The following is a 21,778-nucleotide window of genomic DNA, read 5'->3' as shown; positions in this document are numbered from 1 at the left end:
TCATAGTCTGCCATACACATCGTTCATGGTGTTATAGCTTAAATTCTTCAATACTGTTTCGGGTGAATCGTCTGTCTTAATGGTAATATACCTCGTTTCCCCGGGCAGCATGTCGAAATAGTTATCCGAGAAGAATCCTGCCACACCTTCATAATAGACCGCGATATTTTTGGCCAGTTTATCGGTAGTCACCCTGACTGTGACAGTACCTTTTTCCGTCCCGGGTAAGGTCTCCAATTTTATATTTACCTTGGGCAGTTTCAGCAACTTGATGGAATCCAGATACTGCAGGGTGGTGTGCTGAATATCTCCGGCCGTGAATTTGCAGGCCAGTACTACCCTGTCCCTGTCGGCATCTCCGATGAATGATGCAACGTTCAGTGTCTTTATATTTTTACTTGTATTGGCCGGCATTTCGACATTGAATTTTTCCGATTTCAGTTTCTTCCCGTCGAAGTCTATCAGTGTCAATTCCATCTTCCCAGTCAAGCTCTCCGTCTTGTCCGAGACCAGGAAAATCTCACTATTGTCCCCATCAAGATAAGGCAAGACGGCAACCGGTTCAAAATTATGGCGGGTCGCATAATGAAGTGCTTTCCATTTTCCATAGTAGTCGATGCTAGACCATGTATCTCCGGGCCAGCTGTCATTGATCTGCCAATAGAGGGATCCCATACACCATGGCATATTACGCCTGTGCGCCTGAATTCCGTGGGCTATCACATCTGCCTGCATGATCTGGCTCATATAGACAATGTCTTCAAACTTTGTTGGCATACGATAGTACCAGTTAAGATAAAGCGCCACCGTTTCTGCCACCCTGAATCGTGAATGAAATTTTAAAGCCTCGCCCTTAAATACCAGATCATTCTTGTCCAGATAGTTTTCCATCGATGAGATTTCATTGTAGGAGATCATGCCATATTCACTCATGAATCGTCCCACATTCTCATCATAATAGGATTGCCTTGCCTGTCTGTGGCATACGTCCCATTGATGCACATCTCCATATCTGAGCATGAATTTGGGATCGGGTTCCTTGTCTATGGGACCGTTGAATCCCACACCAAACAGCGAGCTTGGAGATGAACGCCAGTATATGTTTTCATAGGTGTTTGCTTCCACGGCTGCAGGGAGTACCTTATGAAAAATTGTATCATAGGCCCTGTCCCACATCTCGCGTTGAGACTGTGACATGTTTGTTTTCCATCTCCATGTTGCACGAGGTTTGGTATCAAACGGCTGCAGCATCGATTCAATTTCATTGTTTCCACACCACAATACAATGGAAGGGTGATTTCGCAGCCTTTTAATATTGTCGTCGGCTTCTGCCCTTACGTTTTGAATGAAATGGTCATTTACCGGGTATACTGCTACGGAGAACATAAAATCCTGCCAAACCAGGATTCCGTACTTGTCGCAAAGCTCATAAAAGAGGTCGTCCTCATAATTTGCACCTCCCCAGACTCTCAGCATGTTCATATTTGCATCCGCGCAGCTTTTCACCAGATGTTCAAGATGTTCTGGTGTGACATTTGGCATAAACATGTCGCTGGCCACCCAATTTGATCCTTTGGCGAAAGTACGTTTTCCGTTGATCTCGAATATGAAGCTGCTTCCATTTTTATCCCTGTCCTCTTCCTGTATCAGGTGCATGGTCCGAATGCCGGTCCTGATGTTGTGTTCATCCAGTAATTTCCCCTCCTTTTTAAGCCGGACAGTCAGATCATACAGGTTGGCAGGGCCATCCCCGTTCGGATACCATAAACGGGGATCAGGAATAACGAAATCCTCTTTTAAAGTTTCCATCCCTTCCACGGCTCTTTTAAAACTCTTGATTGTTTTTCCGTCCAGTAGCAGATCTATCGTGTAGTTATCCCTTCCCATGGAGGATATGGACAGATCGATCCCCATATCCGCTGTTTTTTTACCGGCTTTTTTAGTGTATACATAGATATCATCAAGCCTTGCCGTATTCCATGCCACGAGTTCTATCGGCCTCCAGATGCCACTTGTCACAAAGCGGCCGGTCAGATCCCATCCGAAATGATATCCCGCTTTCCTGGTGAAGGAACTTACCTTGGTAGTTCCGACTCCACCAAGCATTGACTGGTCATTGTTTGAGATAATGGGCGTTCCGAATGCAGTCGCCTCCCTGAGCCCTTCGATCACGGGTGAGATGAAGAGGATATGTAGCTCATTGTCTTTTTCTTTGATGATATCTTTCACGTCGGCTTTCCAACGGCGATGTGCATTGTCTGCGTACAGTATTTTTTTTCCGTTCAGCGTAATCACTGCCCTGGAGTCAAGTCCGTTGAATACAAGGCAGATGCTATCCTTTTCAACTATATCCCCGGTATCAAAGGAGGTTCTGTATTCCCAGTTCACCTTATCTATCCATTGTTGCTCCCTTTCATTCATGCGCCAGAAAGGATCTCCGATGATTCCCCCTGAATATAGATCGGTATGTATGGTTCCGGGTACTTTTGCCGGGCGCCAGGTGACGGTATCTTTCGGACTGTCCCGTTTCCACGAACCGAGTTTTTCCTGCCGGAACTGCCATCCCCCGTTTAGAGGACGTTTGATGACGTTGCCCGCCTGAAGTGATAGGGTGGTTAGTATAACTGTCAATAGGAGAAGAGTTTTATTCATTTGATATAATTTATTTTGTGTGAAGCCCTTCAATCTCATGTAGCCGGTCAGCCACTTCCATGGCAGAACGGCCTGTGTGGTAGCTCACTTTCCATGGATTGCCAATATTCCCGTCTAGTATATTCCCTTTTCTGTCACAAAGGGTACGCCATTCACCCAAATTTTCAACTACCATGTATTTTTGGCAGAATTTCCATACATTTACAAAAGCCTGTAAGTACTCTTCGTTACCGAAAGTTTTATAAGCATCAAGCATTCCCACAAGGATTTCGGCATTCTGCCAAAACTCTTTCTCGAATACAATTGGTTTACCCGTTTCACGTAATCCGTCGCGGTACACACCTCCATATTGCCAATCGATACCGTTTTGAATCGCGTGATCCATAAGCTGCTTCATAATATCCTTGTAAGGTTCCTTCTCAAATCCTCCGATTTCAAGGGCACGGCTAAGTAGCCATACCAGTTCAGTGTTGTGTCCATAGCTTGTTGTTTGCGTCGGCTCTGCCGGCTGCTCTCCGAATCGTTCAGCGTTCCATGTGCGTTTGAGAGACAGGGCAGGCACACTTTCCCATGCCAGGTTGAACTGATTAAGGCCGGAGCCGCGCGTATGGTCTATCATCCTGTCTATGATCAGATCAATTATCTCTTTAAGCTTCCGTCGATGTATCTCTTGTTGTGATGCCTCGTAAAGTACGGTAAATGACTCCATGAGATGCATGTGGCTGTCGAGCGTTTTACGGTCACCTCCTCCAAAACCGGGAGTTTCAGGCGACCAGTCCTGGTTAAAGTATTCACGGTATCCGCCGTAGCGTGTGTCTGCACAATATTTTTGGAGTGCATCAAAGGTTTTCGCTGCATATTCCAATCCCCGCGGGTCCCTTGTGGCAAGATAATACTCACTCAGTGCGTAGATGGCAAAACTTTCACCATATACAATCTTTCCTTTGTCAAGCTCAGAACCGTCCCTATTCGTTTTCCAGTAGAACCCATCATAATGTTCATCCCAAAAATTTTCGATAATAAAATCTATGCCCAACCTTGCCAGTCGTTCGTATTCTTTATCACCTCCGCGACGCAGCAGGGATGAGAAGGTCCATATAAAACGGCATTGGGTGTTAAGATATTTTTCCGATGTACCGGTATTGTTACCGGATGCATCGAAATTGGTAAGAAATCCTCCATACTGTTTATCCTCACAGCGATCAAGCCAGAACTTCATAATCGCGTCGCGTGCAGCGATTGCTTCGCTGGCAAGTTGATGAATTTGTTCCTTCGTTATTTTTTCCGCAGGTATCCCACTATTGTGAAAAGTATTTTTTCCGGAGAATGTCGTAGATGAATTTGATGTCATTATTGATCTTTTTTGATTAATACCTAATTCGGAGTGGGAACAAGCGGGCGGCGGTTTTTATTAAGTTTCAAACCATCGGCAAATTCTTTCTCCTCGTTGCCATAGAGTTTTTCTGCCGGGAGTTCACCCAAGTTTACAAGAATTTTGCGAGCCATTATACTTGTTTCATTCTTATTTTCAATGGCTTTATTACGGATCTTTTCTTTTATTTTATCCGGTAGAATTAAGTTTAAATTTTTATCCATGCTCAATACTTCGAGAGATGTGAGATTCTGAGTGTGTGTTGCAAAATATTCGAAGGCCTCATTGCGTTTGTCGGTGTAACACAAAGCGTAAGCACTCTCTGAAGCTATTTGGGAGTCATTCGATTGTTGCATGATACGTACAAGTTCTATGGGTGCTGTGGGGAGATTGCCTCCTTTGGCCAGTACGCCCAAATTAATTACGGACCAGAATCTGGTTTCAGGATCCCTGCTGTTTAGTTTTTTTATTAAGAAGGGAATATCTTTTGGAGCTACTGTGGCGGTGAGTTCCATCAAGCGATATTTTTCCTCAAGATCATAGCCGGGAGTATGCACTATATCATAAAAACATTTATCTCTATCTCTTCGGGTCGATAGGAGTGCAAAACCCAAATCTCCAGTATTGCGAATATGGGCACTGAGTTCCATACGCAATTCATTTATCTTCTCTGCGTATTTAGTATCACCCATTAAATTGTTGATTTCAAAAGGATCCGTGCTCAGATCGTAAAACAATTCGGCTTCATTGCGTACGTAAGGTAATTCACAGACAGGGTTACTGCATTTGTCCTCGAAATAAGTTTTATCCCAGTACAGGTTACTGGGCATGCGCCATTGAAAGGCGTTCAGCAGATTATCCGGTTTATAAGGGATATAACGCCGGATATATTTGAAACGTCCGTCGGTAATAGTACGTATGGGAGTGTAGTGGCTTGCCTGGTTACAGGTAAAGCCATAGTTGTATTTACGCTCCGTCGTATCGTATTTGCCCAGGAACGGCAGTCCATGCATTGATTTGGGGGCTTTCATACCGGCTAAACTCAATACGGTGGGGGCCAGATCTACAAAAGCTACGAAGCGGTGATTTTTCCCGATAGGCATTTTAGATAAATGTTGCCATTTGGGAGGAATATAAACTACCAATGGTACTTTATAACTACTTTCATAACTGAATCCTTTTCCACGGGGCAAACATCCCCCATGATCACTGAATATAAAAATAATGGTATTGTCAAATAATTTCTTTTCTTTAAGATCGTTGATGAAAATATTGACCCACTTGTCCACATCACTCACTCCTTCAAGGTGAAAAGCGTAATCGGATCTTATTTCCTTTAAATCCGGCACATGGGGTGGAAGAGGGAGCGTTGCAGGATCAAGATTTTCTTCAGCAAAGTTACGACGACCTTCCAGATGTGTTGAAGTGAGCCTGCTCATATGGGTTGCCATGCAATTGAATACCGCAAAAAAAGGTTGATCTTTCTTTCTTGCAGGACTGTTGTAGGTGGCGTTATTGCCACACTCGTCCCAACAGGCTTTGTCATTGTTTCTGGAGTTATAATCGGTTTTCTGGTTATTGGTGCAGAAATAACCGGCATTTCGCATTAATTGAGGGAAATAGATGTTTTGGGGGGTAGTAACTTCAAGACGGTGCCAATCCATCATGTAGGTAGGGGCATAACACCCGGTAATGATGGTAGATCGCGAAGGAGAACTTTGTGGCCCGTTGGAATAGGCATTCATGAATTGTAATCCGTTTTCAGCCAGTCCGTCAATTACCGGAGTTTTGTTCACGGGGTGACCATAACAGCTCAATTCATAATCGCTTGTATCTTCAAATGTGAGCCAGAGTATGTTTGGACGTTCCTGCTTTATTTCTGTCCCGAACAGTGTTGCAGGTAGTGCTCCTGAAAGAAGTAGAAAAGTAAGATCCTTCCCTTTTATCTTACTTTTTTTCGTGAACTCTTTAATCTTAACCATTGTTGTTAAACCGTGTAAAACTTTTTACCACTTATATTCGCATACCACATGTCCATGTATATACGTCCCGATTATCTCCCGGTCCACACCGGAGCAGATATCGTAGAACCATTTGGCTTATAATTGCCTGTATTGTCAATGTCATTTTCATGGAAGATTTGTAAAAAGAAATATTTCGCGCTTGTGTCTTTTATTTCTTTGTCCCAAACAATCCTGCTCCTGTTTCCCTCGAACGATTGATCTGCTACAATAGTTACTCCTTCCCCGTCAGGTTTGTTTCTTACTATTTGGATCTTTTTAACTTGTTCGTTCTCTTTAGAATCAGGCGTGATAATTTCGATATGAAAATTAAATACGTCAGGTTTGCTTAATACTGATCCCATAAATTGACCATTCACTGAATAACGGACTTCCACTCCTTCGTTCCATGATGCAAAAGTTCGCCTCTCATGAAGGGCTTTTGTGATGGCTTCAGTAGTTAACTCTGGTGCTAAAACAAAAGTCGGAGGCGGTAATTGCTTATTAAGGATTGCTGAATATCCATGGTTATCATGAACTCCTATGGGCGAAACTCTCCATCCTTTATTCAATGCCCTGATATAAGCATCCCATCTATTTTTATTATAATTTGTATGGATCTCAAAAGTGCATATTTTTTCTGCTATTTCAGCATCGATATTGTTCCAGTCATCATATTGTTGCGCAGAGGGATGGTTAAATCCTACCACTACATAACCACTGTTTTTGTATGGCTTGGCGGTAGTCTTCACCCATTTATAAAACTGCGGAATACTCCAATTGGCATCAGGCCACGCAGGTGCCGGTCCCCGTTGACCGTGGTCGGCATTTATGTATGTCGAAGAATTAAGAACATTAATGTGACCGTTTCCTCCATTTTCATTCGTATTCCTACTGAATTCAAAACCTACCAAAGGAACAAAACCAGGCCTTTTGTATTTTTCAACTGCTTTAGATATTGCCTGCCATCCCTTGTTATCTATAGATACAGGCTGGAAATTCGGCTCTTGCGAATGATCAGTAATGGCATAGAAGTCGTACCCGTTTGCGATGGCTAATTCGAAGTGATTGTCAGGTAATCCTTGTCTGTTTGTATAACCACTTGGGTCTACAAAAATAGAATTGTAATCTCTCCAATTAACATTTGCCGGGACGTTCCAATCAGGATGAAATTCTGTAGGTTGACTAAGATCGTTAATTCCTTTTGAGCGATGCTCTCCATGCGTCCATGTTAAAAGGGTGTGAGAGTGGGTGTTGCCGCGATAAACCTTAAAATAAGAGAACGGTTTTTCACTCTCATTATTACTGATTGCAATATCATTACTCTGATAACTTTTACAACTAAAAAAGACAAATAGCGCAAATAATAAATAAAGAGAGATTCTTGAAGTTTTCATAATCATGTATGTAAAATTGAAATATTTTGTTTAAAGACTTTCAAAATGGCCTAATATTGATTTGACTTTATGTGATTCATCTTCGGTTGAAAGAAGTAGAATAGAATATTTTTCTCCTCCCGGAGCTACTTTTATTACCACATGCCCTCCGTCACCCGTTAGTTTTTTTATTTGCTCATCACCCAAATATGCTTTGGTAAGTTCAGGAATATTTGTGGGAATAATATTTTTGAGATTGGGATTTATACTTTTGTTGGTCATACTTTGCAAAACTGATAAGTTTATATGAGTTACATGCCAAACTTGAATTATTATATTTTGAGGTTGGACACTTTGCAAAAAGGGCTCGCTCATTGCATCAATCCAGGCATGGTGATTGGCTTCGCAAACTTCGACTGTCCCCACGGCCCTGCCTACCGGAATTTCGATATTTCGCCAAGACTCAGCAGTAACAGGAATCCGGCCAGACAAATCTCCACCATTAAAATAATCGAATTTTCCATAACTAATTCGAATTCCAGCACTGCATTTATTTTCATCTATAGTTGCTCCAGCTGGGAAGAATTTTTTTGTGTCATCCTCGCTCCCTGTCCAGACTTCTCCTGACGAAACAATATTTCGGATTTCAAATGTATCATATTTATTTGGATTATTCACAAGAACAAATTGCTTGTTTGTTCCTGGTACAAATCTTTCAATTTCCAACCTGTTTTTGTTCCATTCAAGAAAATTCCGGTAATTATTAAAAGATTTGCCTGTTTGTGGTTTCGGATATTGATATGTTGGCCAATCGCGATCAATAATTTTTAAAAAAGGGATATGTTCATATACCTCGGTGATGCCGCTCAGATAATAATTTCCTCCTTTTTTGCTTTGAGGGGAGTTTTTATAAACGCCACCGATATGATCTCCGTGAAAATGGGTAATAAAGGCATAATCAATTTTTTTTTCTCTTGTAAAATTCAGTCGTTTTTGAATATATCTGGCTATCCACTCTCCAGGTTGTTTACTTGCATCTGGTGAAGCTTTAGTTGTTCGTGGATCTGCATGTGGACCCCCATCGCCAGCATCAATAAGCAGAGTAGTACCGTCAGGTAAAATACAAAAGGCAGACTCGCCTCTTCCAGTATAAATATGGTGAATTTCCATTTCTCCTTCGTTCCAAGCCGGAAGAGGCTGTCCTACTTCTTGTCCGAACAGCATGATTGACGAAAAAAGGGCTATTCCCGATGTAAATATTTTTTGCATAGATTTTAATTTTCAAAATTCCATTCGGGTAATCATACCGGCATAAGCGGCTTTTGGTTTAGAATGGGGAGTGTAACCTTTTTTGCCATCATAAGGAGTTTCATTAAATATCAATTAATCAGAGTTTAATTATAATTTACTTCTATGTGCTGAGTACCGTTCTTAATCAATATCTATTCCGGTATCACACAAGCTTTGTATTGATTGTCCGCTTAATACATACGTAATCAGTGTGTTTCAAAAAACACAATTGAATAGGGCAGTATATTAAAAATTAGTTCCTTACTTTTTAATTCACTTTTTGCAGTAATATTTTCTTGTATAAGTGAATTGCTATTTTCTAAGGTATATTGTCTCACAGAGTATGGTTTGTTAGACGTAATGCCGGACTCAACAATTTTTATATTTATTGGTTCCCCATTTTTATTCAGAATACAACCTTTAAGAGACTTCGTATCAGGATCCTCTACACAAAGATAAAGTAAATTATCTTTTTTTCCCTCAATAGCAGTTCCAAGAGATTGTGTGGAGGAAAATTGTGATAACTCTTTTAGTAACAGTGAATTTGGATTTAATTTACCGGAATCTATATTATAAATTCCCCTTTCATTAAATTGACCGCTTCTCCAAAATAATGGCCAAAAAGTAGCTATATCCATACCTCCTAACATAAATTGCATCATCATTTCACATTGAACAAAGGCATTTTGTGATACATTTAATCTTTCCTCACTTTCTTTGCCTGGACCTGCGTTCCATTCCAGCGTAGCGAGTTTAATATCCGGATAACCGTTTTTTTGAGCTATTTCTCTGAACTTTTTAATGTCCTCGATATAGGATTGTCCTGTCCATAACCCAATTGGAGTCTTTTTTAACCATCCATCCAAAGAGGCCGTACTCCAATTCCAATAATGATGGACATCAAATATGTCTATGTTCTGTCCCGCTAATTTCAATAGTTTGATATAATCTTTTTCTTGTTGAGTGAAGTTTGAATGCCAGTTAGCTATTAATTTGACAGAAGGATTGTTTTTTCTCATTGCGTTTGCAAAAATATTGATAAGATCGGCATATTGCTCAACAGTAAGCGGGCCTCCGTTACAATCGGGACGGTAAGGCTCGTTTCCTAAGTACCAGTACTCTACATTCAGCCCTTTATCCTTGCAATAGTTCATCAAGTCCAAAGCCTCATTCACGCTTTCATTCAAACGATTGTATTTGTATCCTGAATTAATATTTATCCCAATCAACGGATTAATTTTGAATTTATTTACAAGTGAAATATATTCATCAATGTCCATAAAGTCCGACGACGGTTTACTTGACATATTATATTCAGGATTCCAAATATCGTCCCACCCATTTCCTGTAGGTTCCTTCCAGTGCCAGTAAGTAACGACAGTACCCCCTGGATAACGAATAAAAGAAGTTTTGGTTTCTTTTGTGAAATTTTCTATTACGCCATTATTCCACGCTCTATCGGGAGTTTCGGCATAAACAATATTGTATCCAAACAAGTCTGACGAAATTGCATGTTTGTCACTTTTGTCAATAGTTATTTTGGCAGTCACATAATCATTCCCGTGTAGGATCGGATCATTTCCTTCCGTTGTATTTTTGGAAGAGCAGGAAAATAATGCTACTATAAACAGAATAATATGAATATCTATGTAAACTTTCATAATTTAATTATTTTCATTTATATTACCACCCGGGTGCTTGTTCCCATGCCGGAACTTTCTCTTTTTCGGAAACCAGAATCGGGAAAAAATAGAATTTATCATACCATTTTCTTTCCATAATCTCTGTATAGTTAAAAACAAATGTCCCATTTTTCTTTTTAACAATTGTTTGTCCGTATGCAGTGAATGGTTCTCTCTTTTTCCAACGATTCAAATCCCAATATCTGTGTTCTTCCTGATATAATTCGATACGTCTTTCCCGTACAATACGTTCGTTCATATCGGTTTTGCTCAGACCCGGCGGCAGATCGGGTAGACTTTGTCCGGCTACATTTTTGGGCATTCCCGGAGGCCACTTTGCAGCGACAATATCCAGAGGCGGAAATTTTGCTCTTCTTCGTACCAAATTTACTGCATCCCTGGCTGACATGGGATAGCCCGGAGGAGTTGCGTCCGGATTATCAAAAGCTTGATTTACTGCCTCGGCATAATTAAGGAGAATCTCGGCATATCTGAAAATAGGAAAATTATTAGTGACATTTGGCCTTTTATTATTCCAGCCTTGCTGATCTGCCCATGCATCGGTAAATTTCCTGATATAAAAATATGGAAAAGTAAAGGCCGCATTTGCGCGATGTATTTCATGTAACCCTGATTGAGCCATCGTGCCCCCTTCCAATGTCCAAATCTCAAAGATCTTTCCGTTTCTTGCAGGCCAGGGTGATTGATTGTAATATATTGATTGATAGAATCTCGGGTCGCGATTCAGGTATGGATTTTGAGGATCAAATCCGGATTCGGAGTCTATTGAATTGGTGTCATACAGATCTTTCAATTTTTCCATCCCGATATAATGTGAACTGACAATATTGTTGTTCTCAATTTTTACAACTTCATAGTCGGCTACTGCATTTAACATTGGAAAGTTATTAACATTTTGATGACCGGCGCCATATCCAAATAATTGACCATTCAGGGATATTCTACCCAAATATGGATCATCATTTGCTGATTGATAGGAAAGGATTACTTCCGGGCTATATCGGCGGATAAAAAAATCTTCATAGTCACCATACCGGGCCGGGTTTGTTGATTGGTGGAGTTCGTATCCTCTTGTCTTTTGGATGAAGTCCCTGGCTGCTTCTGCTGCCAGACGCCATTTATCCGCAGAATATTTTCCATGGAAGGGTGTATCTTCCGGTTGTTGGGGATCGTTATACAGGGGGCTTGCCGCCATCAACCTGACGCGGGAAATTAAAGCATAACAGGCACCTTTTGTTATTCTACCGAAATCAGATGTGTCATATTCATCTGAATGAGGTAGATCTTTCTCGGCCAATAATGCTTCCTTGCAAATAAAATCAACGGTTTCATCAAAAGTGGAGCGGGGTTTTTTTAATTCTTCTTCGTCCGCTGCAGTCAACACTTTGTCTTGAATAGGTATGCCGCCGTAAAATTTCAAAAGTTCGTAATGAAACATTGCTCTGAGGAACCTTGCTTCAGCTTTCATCCGCACTCTTATTGCGTCATTCATGACGGGTTCATCAGAATTGGGAACGTTATCTATCTCTGCCATGAAGCGATTTGCAGCGCGAATTCCCTGATAATTTTTACTCCATGGGTTATAATTAATCGGGTAACCCGTTTCGTTCCATGAACAGAGTGCCATCTTCTCTGCATTATCCCACGATGCTTTATGCAATCCTTCATCCACTGCGTTTCCTAAATATCCGGCTTCTCCAAATACGAAAAACCCACTATTTAATCTTTGATAAATACCATTCAGAAAATAGTAGGTATATTGTGCATTGGTAAAAACCATATCTTCTGTGATATCGCTTGACTTTTCCTTATCAAGTAATCCTTTGCCATCATCCTGACAACTTATTAAAAGAACAGCAATTAATAAGCAGGAAAAAACGCTGTAAAATTTATTTAATTTCATTGTGTGTCATTAATTAAAAATTAATATCAACTCCCAATCTCCATGTTTTGGATTGCGGATAAAAAAAGCCGTCTAATTTTCCCATTTCCGGATCGAAATTCTTTATATAATCAAAGGTCAATAAATTTGTGCCACCGATATAAACACGCGTAGAGTTTAAATTTAAAAACTTCGACTTTTTAAAAGTGTAAGAAACTTCTACATTTTTCAGTCTCAGATAGTCGCCTTTTCGCATAAAAAAAGTATTGTTTTGTCTTGTGTACTGATTTTCATTGCTGGCAAGCCGGGGATATAGTATTTTTTCTCCATTTTTCCACCTCTCTTCGGTCCATCTATACATATGAACATCCAGAAATCTGCCTTTCTCTCTTCTTGGTTCGTAAATTGCAGAACCGGATAACATTTTATTATTTCCTCCTGCTCCTTGCCAAAAAATATAGAAGTTGAAATTTTTATATGTCAATCCCAGAGATGTATTATAAACAAATTTTGGTAAAGTGGAATTACCGATTGGGCCCCGATCAAATGAATCAATCGTCCCGTCATCGTTCAGGTCCAAATATTTAAAATCACCGGGTTGAACAGGTAACGTAACCTGAGGCAACTCTGCCTTTAGCCCGATAAGCTTTCCGTCTGCATCATAATCAAAGTCATCAGGTAAATAGAATCTTTCTACCGTATGACCGAATAATTGCCCGACAGACTTTCCGATTCTGGATAAATAAGCATATTTTGGAGGCACTTCGTCAATATATATAATGGTGTTATTGGCAATAGAGTACATTCCTTTTATGTTATAGCTGAAATCTTTTCCTATCTTGCCATTGTATCCCATTTCCAGTTCAAACCCCCTGTTCCTTACTTTACCTATATTCTCATTGGCAGATCCAACACCCAATGTTTGAGGAGTGGATACACGTTGAATAAAAATCTTCTCTCGATTTTCCTGGAAGATATCGAAAGTTACTGATAAGTTTTTGAAGAAGCGTGCATCAACCCCGGCGTTATATTTATGACCAACCTCCCAGGTTACCTGATCGTTACCCAATGCTCCTTCTATTAATGCAGTCATACCTCCAAACGCAGCGTCTGTTCCAAAATAATAATTTCCGTTACGATCAAAAGTTTGTAGAAATAAAAAGCGATTGGAACCGATTTTATCATTTCCAACTTTTCCATACGATCCCCTAAATTTCAAAAAAGATAGTATATCCGATGATTTTTTCATAAAATCTTCTTCTGTCAGAATATACCCGAGAGAGAAGGAGGGAAAAAATCCAAACCGTTGTCCTTTTTCAAATTGATCAGACCCATTGTACCCAAAATTTGCTTCCGCTAAATAGCGCTGTTTATATTCGTAGGTAGCTCTCCCTGCATATCCGATAAAACCTACCGGAAGAGTTGAATTGGCCATAAACTGTGTCTGGGTATATACCAACATACCTGTTACGTTGTGATCAGAAAATGTACGGGAATAATTTAGTCCCAATTCTAAATTATTTCGCAGCCTTGCCCCACTTCCCTGTACATCCGAACGGGTAGGGCCGGCCTCTTCCTGAACCAGCACTTTTGGTGTATTTTCCCCTGTATAAGCTCCTACGTACGCAAAAGTAGGCGGTCTGTAATATATATTGGTCCCGGATTCGTAGTAATTATTGTAGCTTAGAAATGCGCGAGCGGAGAGTCCTTTTGTAATAAAGTCCAATCTTTGATTTGCTCTCGTAGTTATTTCCAGGATGTTATCGGAAAGTCTGCTGTAGCCATATTCCGTTAAAGTGGCCAGTAAATTATCATCGGATAAGTTGGCATTTCCGCCATAAGAACCGTCCGCCAATAAATAAGGATAGGCGAATGGAGGTGTTTCGTATAATTTTACAAAGATATTGTTATTATCAATCCCTCCGGATACATTCTGTTCCTGAGTCAACCGGGCATTTAAATCGACGGAGACATCTGTAGATTTGGTTACAGCAAAATCTAAATTTGTCCGAAAATTAATCTTTTTAAAATTGGCGTTTGAAGGGTAACGTCCTTTAAACTGTTTATACATACCATCCTGAAAAAGGCCATTTAAAGAGATATAGTAATTCACGGCTTCAGTTCCTCCTCTGACACTTAATACAGCATCATGCATCGGGCTGTATTCTTTTAAGAAATCTTTAAAGTAATCATTATCTGGGTGTGTATATGGAGCATCTTTATTTATAAAATGCTGGAGATCCTCTTCGGTATATGTCGGGGTGAGCCCATCATTTATTAAAGATTCATTTCTTAGCACGGCATGATCATATGATCCCACAAAAGTAGGTAAACGCGTGGGTTGCTGAACAGAATACTTATAATTTAAAGAAACCTTCGCCACACCTTTTTGTCCTCTTTTTGTAGTTATTAAAATAACACCATTTGCTCCTCGTACACCGTAGACTGCTGTTGCGGAAGCATCTTTCAGTACTGAAAATTGCTCAATATCCTCGGGCGCTACCTGAGAAAACTCTCTTTCTACTCCATCAACCAAAATCAGAGGTTTTGAATTTGCCTGACTTAGGGTTGAGACTCCTCGAATATAAATATCTGCGGCATCTCCTCCGGGACGCCCGGATGGGATTGTGAATGTTAATCCGGGAACTTTTCCGGCAAATGCAGTGGTCAGGTTCGAGGTTCCTGATTGAACCAAATCGGCCGATGAAAGTGTAGATATTGAGCCCACCACGCTCTCTTTCTTTTGTGATCCATACCCAACAACAATGACCTCCTCCATCATCTGAACATCAGATTCAAGGATTATTTCCAAACGAGATGAAGTAGCCTTCACTTCCTTAGTTATAAATCCGATGTAGGAAAACGTCAAGATAGAGTTTGCGTTTCTCACGTTTAATGTAAAATTCCCATCAATATCGGTGACTGTTCCATTACTGGTTCCCTTTTCGATTATGTTGGCCCCTATCAAGGGTTCTCTTTGTGCATCCATAACTACTCCTTTCACTGTAACCTGAGAAAAAAGGAGTGTGGGGGTAAAGCCGCTCAATAAAAGGATTATTACTTTTAAAGATGGAATTTTATAGAATATTTTTAATTTCATATAGCTAATTATTATGATTTTACCAACCTGGATTATTTACTAAAGCTTTGTTTTTAGACATTTCGCTTTGACTGATAGGATAAAAATATAATCTGTTCTGAAATTGTCTTGTTTCTGCGACATAAGAATAATCGTAAATATAACTATCTTGTATCTTTTGTATGATAACACCCATTAATGGCTTCGACAAGATATTTTGAGCTTCTTTCCATCGTTTTAAATCGAAATATCTATGTTCTTCAAAAGCCAACTCAACTTGCCGTTCGTGTTTAATTGCTTTATTCATTTGTTCCTTGGTTGTGACTCCGGTAACGTCAGTATGTTGAGGTCTGAGTACGCGGGCTCTTATTTGTTTTAAGGCATCACGGGCTGTCAAACCGTATCCTTTAGGATCTGTATCGGGTCCATAGGCGTTATTCATTGCTTCTGCATAATTTAGTAATATTTCTGCATATCTGATCATTGGAAAACAATGGTATGTGTTTGTTTGTGAACCTGAAATCACAACGGTGGGTTCAGAAAATTTCGATAAATAATATCCTGTTTTTGAATAGATTGTACCTTTCATGTCTTCTCCTCCCTGAAAGGTTTCAATGGCACGTCCGGGCCATTTTTTACCGTTATAAAATATTGAAGCCTCGAATCGGGGATCCCTTTTTAGATAAGGTTGTTCTTTGTCATAAGAAGAATCTTCTATATACTTTCCATCAATCATCCCATATGCATCAACCATCTGTTGGGACGGACTTGTTCTCCCGTTTCCATTTGTAAATCCAACCGGTGTATTGTCTTTTTCAATTATATTGTTTAATGAGGCCGTCCTTGAAAATATAAGTTCTTTGTTTCCTGTTATCGTGGTGAAAAGTTTCCGATAGTTTTCTTCCCCATACTGCGCTACCTGGCTGTCATTAAGATTATCGGTAATTGCTCTTGTTTGAAAAATATTGTAATAATTTAAGGAAATTACCTCATGAGCGGCAGTAGCAGCCAATTCCCACCTATCGGGATCGTAATTGCCATAACAAATGAGCGGGTTATTGTCATTATTTATGCCGGAACTGTTGTATAAAGGACTTGCAGCATATAATAACACTCTTGATTTTAAAGCAAGTGCGGCGCCATTGGATGCCCGTCCAAAAGCAATATTATTTGGATCAGGTAATAAATTTGCAGCTTCATTGCAATCTTCTAAAATAAAATTTATGCATTCTTCGAAACTGTTTCTTTCAATATTTAAATCATCGAGAGAAAATAATTTATTGGCGAGAGGGATACCGCCGTATCGTTTTACAAGCTCAAAATGAATGTACGCTCTCAAAAATTTCATTTCGCCGATATACTGATCTATGGTGTTCTGTCTTTCATTTGTCAGTAAGTGCAAATTCTCCAAACCGAGATTTATGTCTGCTAAATATTGGTAACTATTTCCCCAATTCGCATCGGGATTGTTACTTCTGGCGGTTAGGGATCCATCTGTTAATAAAGTAATATCAGAAGGAGCTGTAGAGGCTGACTCATCACTGGCAGAAGACAACATTGCCCCGGCTACACTATGATAACTGCCTTCGTTTGGTAGATAACTGTATAAGCCTGTGATATAGCCTTCCACTTTTAAAGGATCTCTGAAAACATCTTCATAGCTTATACTTTCAGTGGGAAATTGATCAAAGTCACAACTGAAAAAGGACAAACACAATGTCAAAGGCAATAAGTATATTTTTTTCATAATCGATTTTTGTTAAAATTGTAAATTTATTCCGAAATTCATACTTTTTTGAATAGGATATCTCATTCCGGAAGATGTTAGTTCAGGATCAATAATCTTGATTCCATCAAATGTCAAAATATTATTTAGTGAAACAAAGAATCTAATATTTTCTATAAAAATCGACTTGGCTATTTTATCAGACAATGAATAACCAATTTCCACGTTTTTTAACCTAAGATAAGAGGCATCTTTTAACCAGTAATCACTGTTCGGACTACGGTTATTATTGTTGTCACCTCCTGTAGTAAGCCGGGGATATGTTGCAGTCAGACGTGTATCTATATTTTGCGCCGGGTCGTACACCCAACGATTTTTATGATGCTCAAAAACAGTTCCAGTACCGTTAGGGTTAAACTCCCAGTATAATAACCCGCTCATTTTTTTATCCACATTGCCTACACCTTGAAAAAACAAAGAAAAATCAAACCCTTTATAGTACATATTGGCTCCCATCCCATAAACGTATTCGGGTATAGAGCCAAATCCAATTTTTGTTCTATCGTCTACATCAATTATATCATCATTGTTTAAATCTTTGTATTTTATGTCTCCAGGTTTATAAGATCCGTATTGTTGTACAGGCGAAGAAGCTATCTCATTGTCATCATAAAAAAGCCCATCAGCCTGTAATCCAAATTGAGCATTTATAGGGTGGCCGGTTCTCGAATTGAATGAATACGTAACTTCTTCTTCTTGCATATCGATTATTTTGCTGCGTGAAAAAGAAAATGTAGTAAACAATAAGTATTTGAGATCACCCACTCTGGCATTAAAACCGGATTCTATTTCAAATCCCTTGTTTGAAGTTTCCCCTATATTTGTTTTCAAACCGCCACGTGCTCCAAACATCGCCGGAATTTCAAGACTATTAATAATAAGATCTTTGCCACTTTCATGAAAAACATCCACGTTGAAATATAATTTGTCACCAAAAAAACGGGTATCCAGACCGATATTCGATTTATAGAATCGCTCGGCTTTTATATTTTCAATGCCCACCTGGATTCTTCTGTATGTATTTACTGAAGACAATCCTTCCCCTGTCAAATATGCTTTTCCTATATTTCGAAAAATTGTGGATTTTTGGTAGTAATTTATGCCGTCATCCAATCCTGTTATTCCGTACGATCCTCTTAATTTCATAAATGAGAGCACTGAGTTGTCACTTAGAAAATCCTCTCCTGTTAAAATCCAGCCTAAAGAAACAGCCGGGAAAAACATAAATTGTTGATTTTTTGTGCCTCCTATTTGCTCACTTCCCTGGTATGCAAATGAGTAATCTAGAAGATAACGATTTTTATAGGCGTAATGTGCCGATCCAATCAAACCTTTGTATACGTGAGGCATTCTTCTTCCATTACCCGATTCAGTATTTTGGTTTAAAAACAAATTCGCAGCCACATTGTGTTCCTCATTTATATCTTGTGTAAACCTTAATCCGGTACGTATATCAAACGAACGATAAACAGTACCGAAAGAATTGTTGTTTTGTTGGATATCAGGCTTCCCTGTACCGTGAGGATTGTCTATGTTGCCTTCATAGACAAAATACCCTTTGTTGCGTGTAATGGACTGATCATAATAATTATCGAATGAAACAGACGCATAGGCTGTTAGATTTTTTATAATAAAATCTAACTTATGATCAAGATAAAGCGTTGAATATAGATTCCTTGTCTTATTAATTGAATATCCGCTATAATTGATCATTCCATACGGATTTTCCGTGTATTGAGCTGTACCTCCCAAGCTGCCATCTTCATTAAATATTGGAAAAGCGTTGGGAGGAATACGTACAAGCCTTGCCATAATTTCCTGATCGTTCAAGGTCCCGGGTAAATTCCATTGTGAAATCTTGGTCGCAACATCAATTGATAAATTCATTAACGGAGTTACCTTGATATCCATATTCCCTCTAAAATCGATGGCTTGATGATCTAAATTAGTGTTATAGGTATTCACTGTGTCGTCTACATGTAATGATCCGGAATTTTTTGTCAATCCCGCCGAAACATAGTAGAGTACTTGATCAGAACCTCCTCTGAGATTCAAATTATATGTTTGGTAAAAAGTGTCTTTTTTGTAGAACTTTTTCAGCCAATTGTTATTGGGATAATGAAATAAATCATCTCCATTTTTGTATGCATCTAAAGCTGCCTGATCATATTTAGCTACGCCACCGTCGTTGATGAGCGCTTCATTATATAAAGTTGCGTAGTCGAAAGAATTTGCTACGGCGGGTAGCTTGGTAGGTTGCAAATAGCCAAAGCTCGTATTTACAGAAATTTTAAGGGGTTGTCTTCTTCCCTTTTTTGTGGTAATTAATATTACGCCATTCCCTCCTCTCAGGCCAAAAGATGCGGTGCTTGCAGCATCTTTTAAAACGGTAATACTTTCAATGTCGTAAGGATTAATGTATCCTGCATTTGGCCTATAGAATCCATTTACAATGATTAATGGTTGATTGGAAGCATCCAGGGTTCTCAAACCTCTTATATACATACTGTTGTTTTCCCACCCGGGAGAACCGTTGTCCTGAATATTTACAAAACCGGTCAATAACCCAGCGATTGAATTCATACGATTTGCTCCAGGAATATTTTCAACTTTCACACCATCTATTTGAGAAATAGAAGATGTAATTAAGTCTTTAGATTGACGTGAGTCGTATGGTGAAATCCAGAACTTCGCATCAATTTCGTTTAAACTGTCTCTTTGTATCTGTGCAAAAATGCTTGATTTAAACAGAAATAACAAAATAATTAGAACAACAATAGGTTTACAATTAATACAGTGATGTTTCATATGCTATATGTTTTGATGTTTTGACATACATGTGTATTTAACAATGTTAAAAAACGGTTTATCGTTTAATATAATTAGTTGCCAATATCCTCTTGAAATTGGAACGTGATTAATAATCAAATAAGTCTCGCCCATTAACCCAAATTGTTCCTTGCTATTTTGAAATTTAGTTCTGTCTGGATATAACGGTTTGACCGAAAAGAGTGGCACTATCAGACCGAAATACACATTGTCAAAGAAATCTCGAAGATGAATGTTATTGTCTATGAGAAGCTTAATATCTAAATGATAAATATCAGTACATCGTTGACACTTTTGTATCATCAGATCGTTGACAATTTAATTGTCTAACTGTATCATCAGTTCGTTGACAAATAATAAAAGTGTTCTTTGAAATATTGCATACTTTGCTATCAAAAAAATTATGGATAGCGAAGAAAAATTAAGACAAGATGCAGTGAATCTGTTTCTCAAAAAGGAATCTATCAGTAAGATAGCATCAAGCCTCTCGAGAAGCCGCCAATGGGTCTACAAATGGATCTCAAGATATGAGAACAACCCCTCTCTCGATTGGTACAAGAATGAGTCAACAGCACCCAAGGTACAATTGAAACGTTTACCATTAGATGTTGAGCAATCCATTGTAGAAGCAAGAAAGCGTCTTTCTTCTAATCCTTATTCACAGAACGGGGCAATCAGCATTCTCTACGAACTGAAACGGTTAGGAATAACCACCCCCTCTGTCGCAACCATTAACAGGGTTTTGAAGAAGAAGGATCTGATAAGAAAAAAGAAAACTTCAACAGGCACCTTCAAAGAGTATCCGATTCACTATCATGATGTTCAGCAAATGGACTTGATTGGTCCCCGGTATCTGAAAGGTGGTTTTAAGTTTTACATTTTCACCATTATAGATAAAAATAACCATCTTGCAGGAGTATATCCCATAACCAATAAATCGGCAAATGTTATAGTGCCTTGTCTGGTTGATTTTTGGATCCTGTATCAGATGCCGGACTATCTTCAAATGGATAACGAGTTATCTTTCAGAGGTAGCAACCGGCATCCCAGAGGGTTGGGACTTCTATTAAGGACGGCTATCAGTAATGGCGTGACTCCGCTTTTCATACCCCCAGCCGAACCCTGGAGAAACGGGGTTGTAGAAAAGTTCAATGAAAGAGTGCAGAATCACTTCCTTTCTACTTACTTTTCCTCTCTGGAAGAAATGCAGGTAAAAGCGATGGAGTTCTCAGCCTTTCACAATGCCGAACACAGGTACTCATCGCAAAACAACAAATCTCCAAATGAGATGCTCCAAGAGATGAAATACCTGGCTAAGCTCAAAAGAGGGATAGACCTGAGTAAAAAACCAGTAATCGAAGAAGGTCAGCTGATCTTTGTCCGATTCATCAGGAGTGACTTGAAGCTTCATCTTTTGAATAGCACCTTTGAAGTGTCAGAGAAACTCGTCTACTCTTATGTGGAAGCGATCGTCCAAATTGATAAACATCTTTTGATCGTCAAACACAAAGAAATGATTTATCACTACTTTGAATTTGTGATGCCCTTGTCTTAAAAATATGCAATATGTCAATGATCTCTTGATATATGACCTTCCTTAGAAGGCCCAAACCCTATAGGGTTTGTAAACGAGGTGATGATACGTCTAAGAAACTTAGAACTGTCAACGAAGTGATGATATGTAACATCTAAATCTTAGAAAGCGACCCGCTGAGCAAATACGAATTTAACTTTATGATTTACATTCCTGATCAGGATCATAAAGATGAGAATTCAAATCCATTTAATCGAAAGTTGTCTTCAACTAAC

Annotated in this window: 11 protein-coding genes; 1 reads left to right on the top strand and 10 read right to left on the bottom strand. The window is 39.3% G+C overall.

Going from position 1 to position 21,778, the window contains the following annotated elements; translation table 11 throughout:
- From AC1HCU_RS13075 to AC1HCU_RS13030, 10 genes are all read right to left on the bottom strand, one after another.
- Positions 1–2,652 carry a beta-mannosidase gene (locus AC1HCU_RS13075; RefSeq protein ID WP_480366626.1) on the bottom strand — a complete coding sequence of 884 codons (2,652 nt, stop codon included), beginning with the start codon at positions 2,650–2,652 and terminating at the stop codon, positions 1–3.
- Positions 2,653–2,662: 10 nt separating this feature from the next.
- On the bottom strand, positions 2,663–4,003 hold the full coding sequence (locus AC1HCU_RS13070) for an AGE family epimerase/isomerase (RefSeq protein ID WP_286880295.1): 1,341 nt from the start codon (positions 4,001–4,003) through the stop codon (positions 2,663–2,665).
- A gap of 23 nt (positions 4,004–4,026) precedes the next feature.
- Complete coding sequence (locus tag AC1HCU_RS13065) at positions 4,027–6,006, bottom strand: sulfatase family protein (RefSeq protein WP_480366624.1); 1,980 nt, start codon at positions 6,004–6,006, stop codon at positions 4,027–4,029.
- Between the two features lie 71 nt (positions 6,007–6,077).
- Positions 6,078–7,421, bottom strand: coding sequence for a CehA/McbA family metallohydrolase domain-containing protein (locus AC1HCU_RS13060; RefSeq protein WP_286880298.1), 1,344 nt, complete (start codon positions 7,419–7,421; stop codon positions 6,078–6,080).
- Between the two features lie 30 nt (positions 7,422–7,451).
- Complete coding sequence (locus tag AC1HCU_RS13055; RefSeq protein WP_286880300.1) at positions 7,452–8,669, bottom strand: MBL fold metallo-hydrolase; 1,218 nt, start codon at positions 8,667–8,669, stop codon at positions 7,452–7,454.
- 227 nt (positions 8,670–8,896) lie between these two features.
- On the bottom strand, positions 8,897–10,351 hold the full coding sequence (locus tag AC1HCU_RS13050) for a hypothetical protein (RefSeq protein ID WP_480366621.1): 1,455 nt from the start codon (positions 10,349–10,351) through the stop codon (positions 8,897–8,899).
- 22 nt (positions 10,352–10,373) lie between these two features.
- Positions 10,374–12,296: a RagB/SusD family nutrient uptake outer membrane protein gene (locus AC1HCU_RS13045; RefSeq protein ID WP_480366619.1), complete on the bottom strand. Its 1,923-nt coding sequence runs from the start codon at positions 12,294–12,296 to the stop codon at positions 10,374–10,376.
- 13 nt (positions 12,297–12,309) lie between these two features.
- Positions 12,310–15,375, bottom strand: a complete 3,066-nt coding sequence (locus AC1HCU_RS13040; RefSeq protein WP_480366617.1) for a SusC/RagA family TonB-linked outer membrane protein — start codon at positions 15,373–15,375, stop codon at positions 12,310–12,312.
- Positions 15,376–15,394: 19 nt separating this feature from the next.
- Positions 15,395–17,101: a RagB/SusD family nutrient uptake outer membrane protein gene (locus AC1HCU_RS13035; RefSeq protein ID WP_480366616.1), complete on the bottom strand. Its 1,707-nt coding sequence runs from the start codon at positions 17,099–17,101 to the stop codon at positions 15,395–15,397.
- Positions 17,102–17,113: 12 nt separating this feature from the next.
- The gene (locus AC1HCU_RS13030; protein WP_480366614.1) at positions 17,114–19,948 is read right to left on the bottom strand and encodes a SusC/RagA family TonB-linked outer membrane protein; all 2,835 of its coding nucleotides are present in this window, start codon (positions 19,946–19,948) and stop codon (positions 17,114–17,116) included.
- A gap of 424 nt (positions 19,949–20,372) precedes the next feature.
- On the opposite strand from AC1HCU_RS13030, the gene AC1HCU_RS13025 reads away from it, so the two are divergent.
- Positions 20,373–21,524, top strand: coding sequence for an integrase core domain-containing protein (locus AC1HCU_RS13025; RefSeq protein WP_480366261.1), 1,152 nt, complete (start codon positions 20,373–20,375; stop codon positions 21,522–21,524).
- Positions 21,525–21,778: the final 254 nt, after the last annotated feature.

This window comes from Proteiniphilum sp. LBM24028 (assembly GCF_056629195.1).
This window is presented reverse-complemented; position numbering and strand designations above follow the sequence as displayed.

Excerpts from the sequence above, each read along its gene's own strand:
- AC1HCU_RS13075 (WP_480366626.1), bottom strand. The coding sequence starts at position 2,652 with ATGAATAAAACTCTTCTCCTATTGACAGTTATACTAACCACCCTATCA.
- AC1HCU_RS13070 (WP_286880295.1), bottom strand. The coding sequence starts at position 4,003 with ATGACATCAAATTCATCTACGACATTCTCCGGAAAAAATACTTTTCAC.
- AC1HCU_RS13065 (WP_480366624.1), bottom strand. The coding sequence starts at position 6,006 with ATGGTTAAGATTAAAGAGTTCACGAAAAAAAGTAAGATAAAAGGGAAG.
- AC1HCU_RS13060 (WP_286880298.1), bottom strand. The coding sequence starts at position 7,421 with ATGAAAACTTCAAGAATCTCTCTTTATTTATTATTTGCGCTATTTGTC.
- AC1HCU_RS13055 (WP_286880300.1), bottom strand. The coding sequence starts at position 8,669 with ATGCAAAAAATATTTACATCGGGAATAGCCCTTTTTTCGTCAATCATG.
- AC1HCU_RS13050 (WP_480366621.1), bottom strand. The coding sequence starts at position 10,351 with ATGAAAGTTTACATAGATATTCATATTATTCTGTTTATAGTAGCATTA.
- AC1HCU_RS13045 (WP_480366619.1), bottom strand. The coding sequence starts at position 12,296 with ATGAAATTAAATAAATTTTACAGCGTTTTTTCCTGCTTATTAATTGCT.
- AC1HCU_RS13040 (WP_480366617.1), bottom strand. The coding sequence starts at position 15,375 with ATGAAATTAAAAATATTCTATAAAATTCCATCTTTAAAAGTAATAATC.
- AC1HCU_RS13035 (WP_480366616.1), bottom strand. The coding sequence starts at position 17,101 with ATGAAAAAAATATACTTATTGCCTTTGACATTGTGTTTGTCCTTTTTC.
- AC1HCU_RS13030 (WP_480366614.1), bottom strand. The coding sequence starts at position 19,948 with ATGAAACATCACTGTATTAATTGTAAACCTATTGTTGTTCTAATTATT.
- AC1HCU_RS13025 (WP_480366261.1), top strand. The coding sequence starts at position 20,373 with ATGGATAGCGAAGAAAAATTAAGACAAGATGCAGTGAATCTGTTTCTC.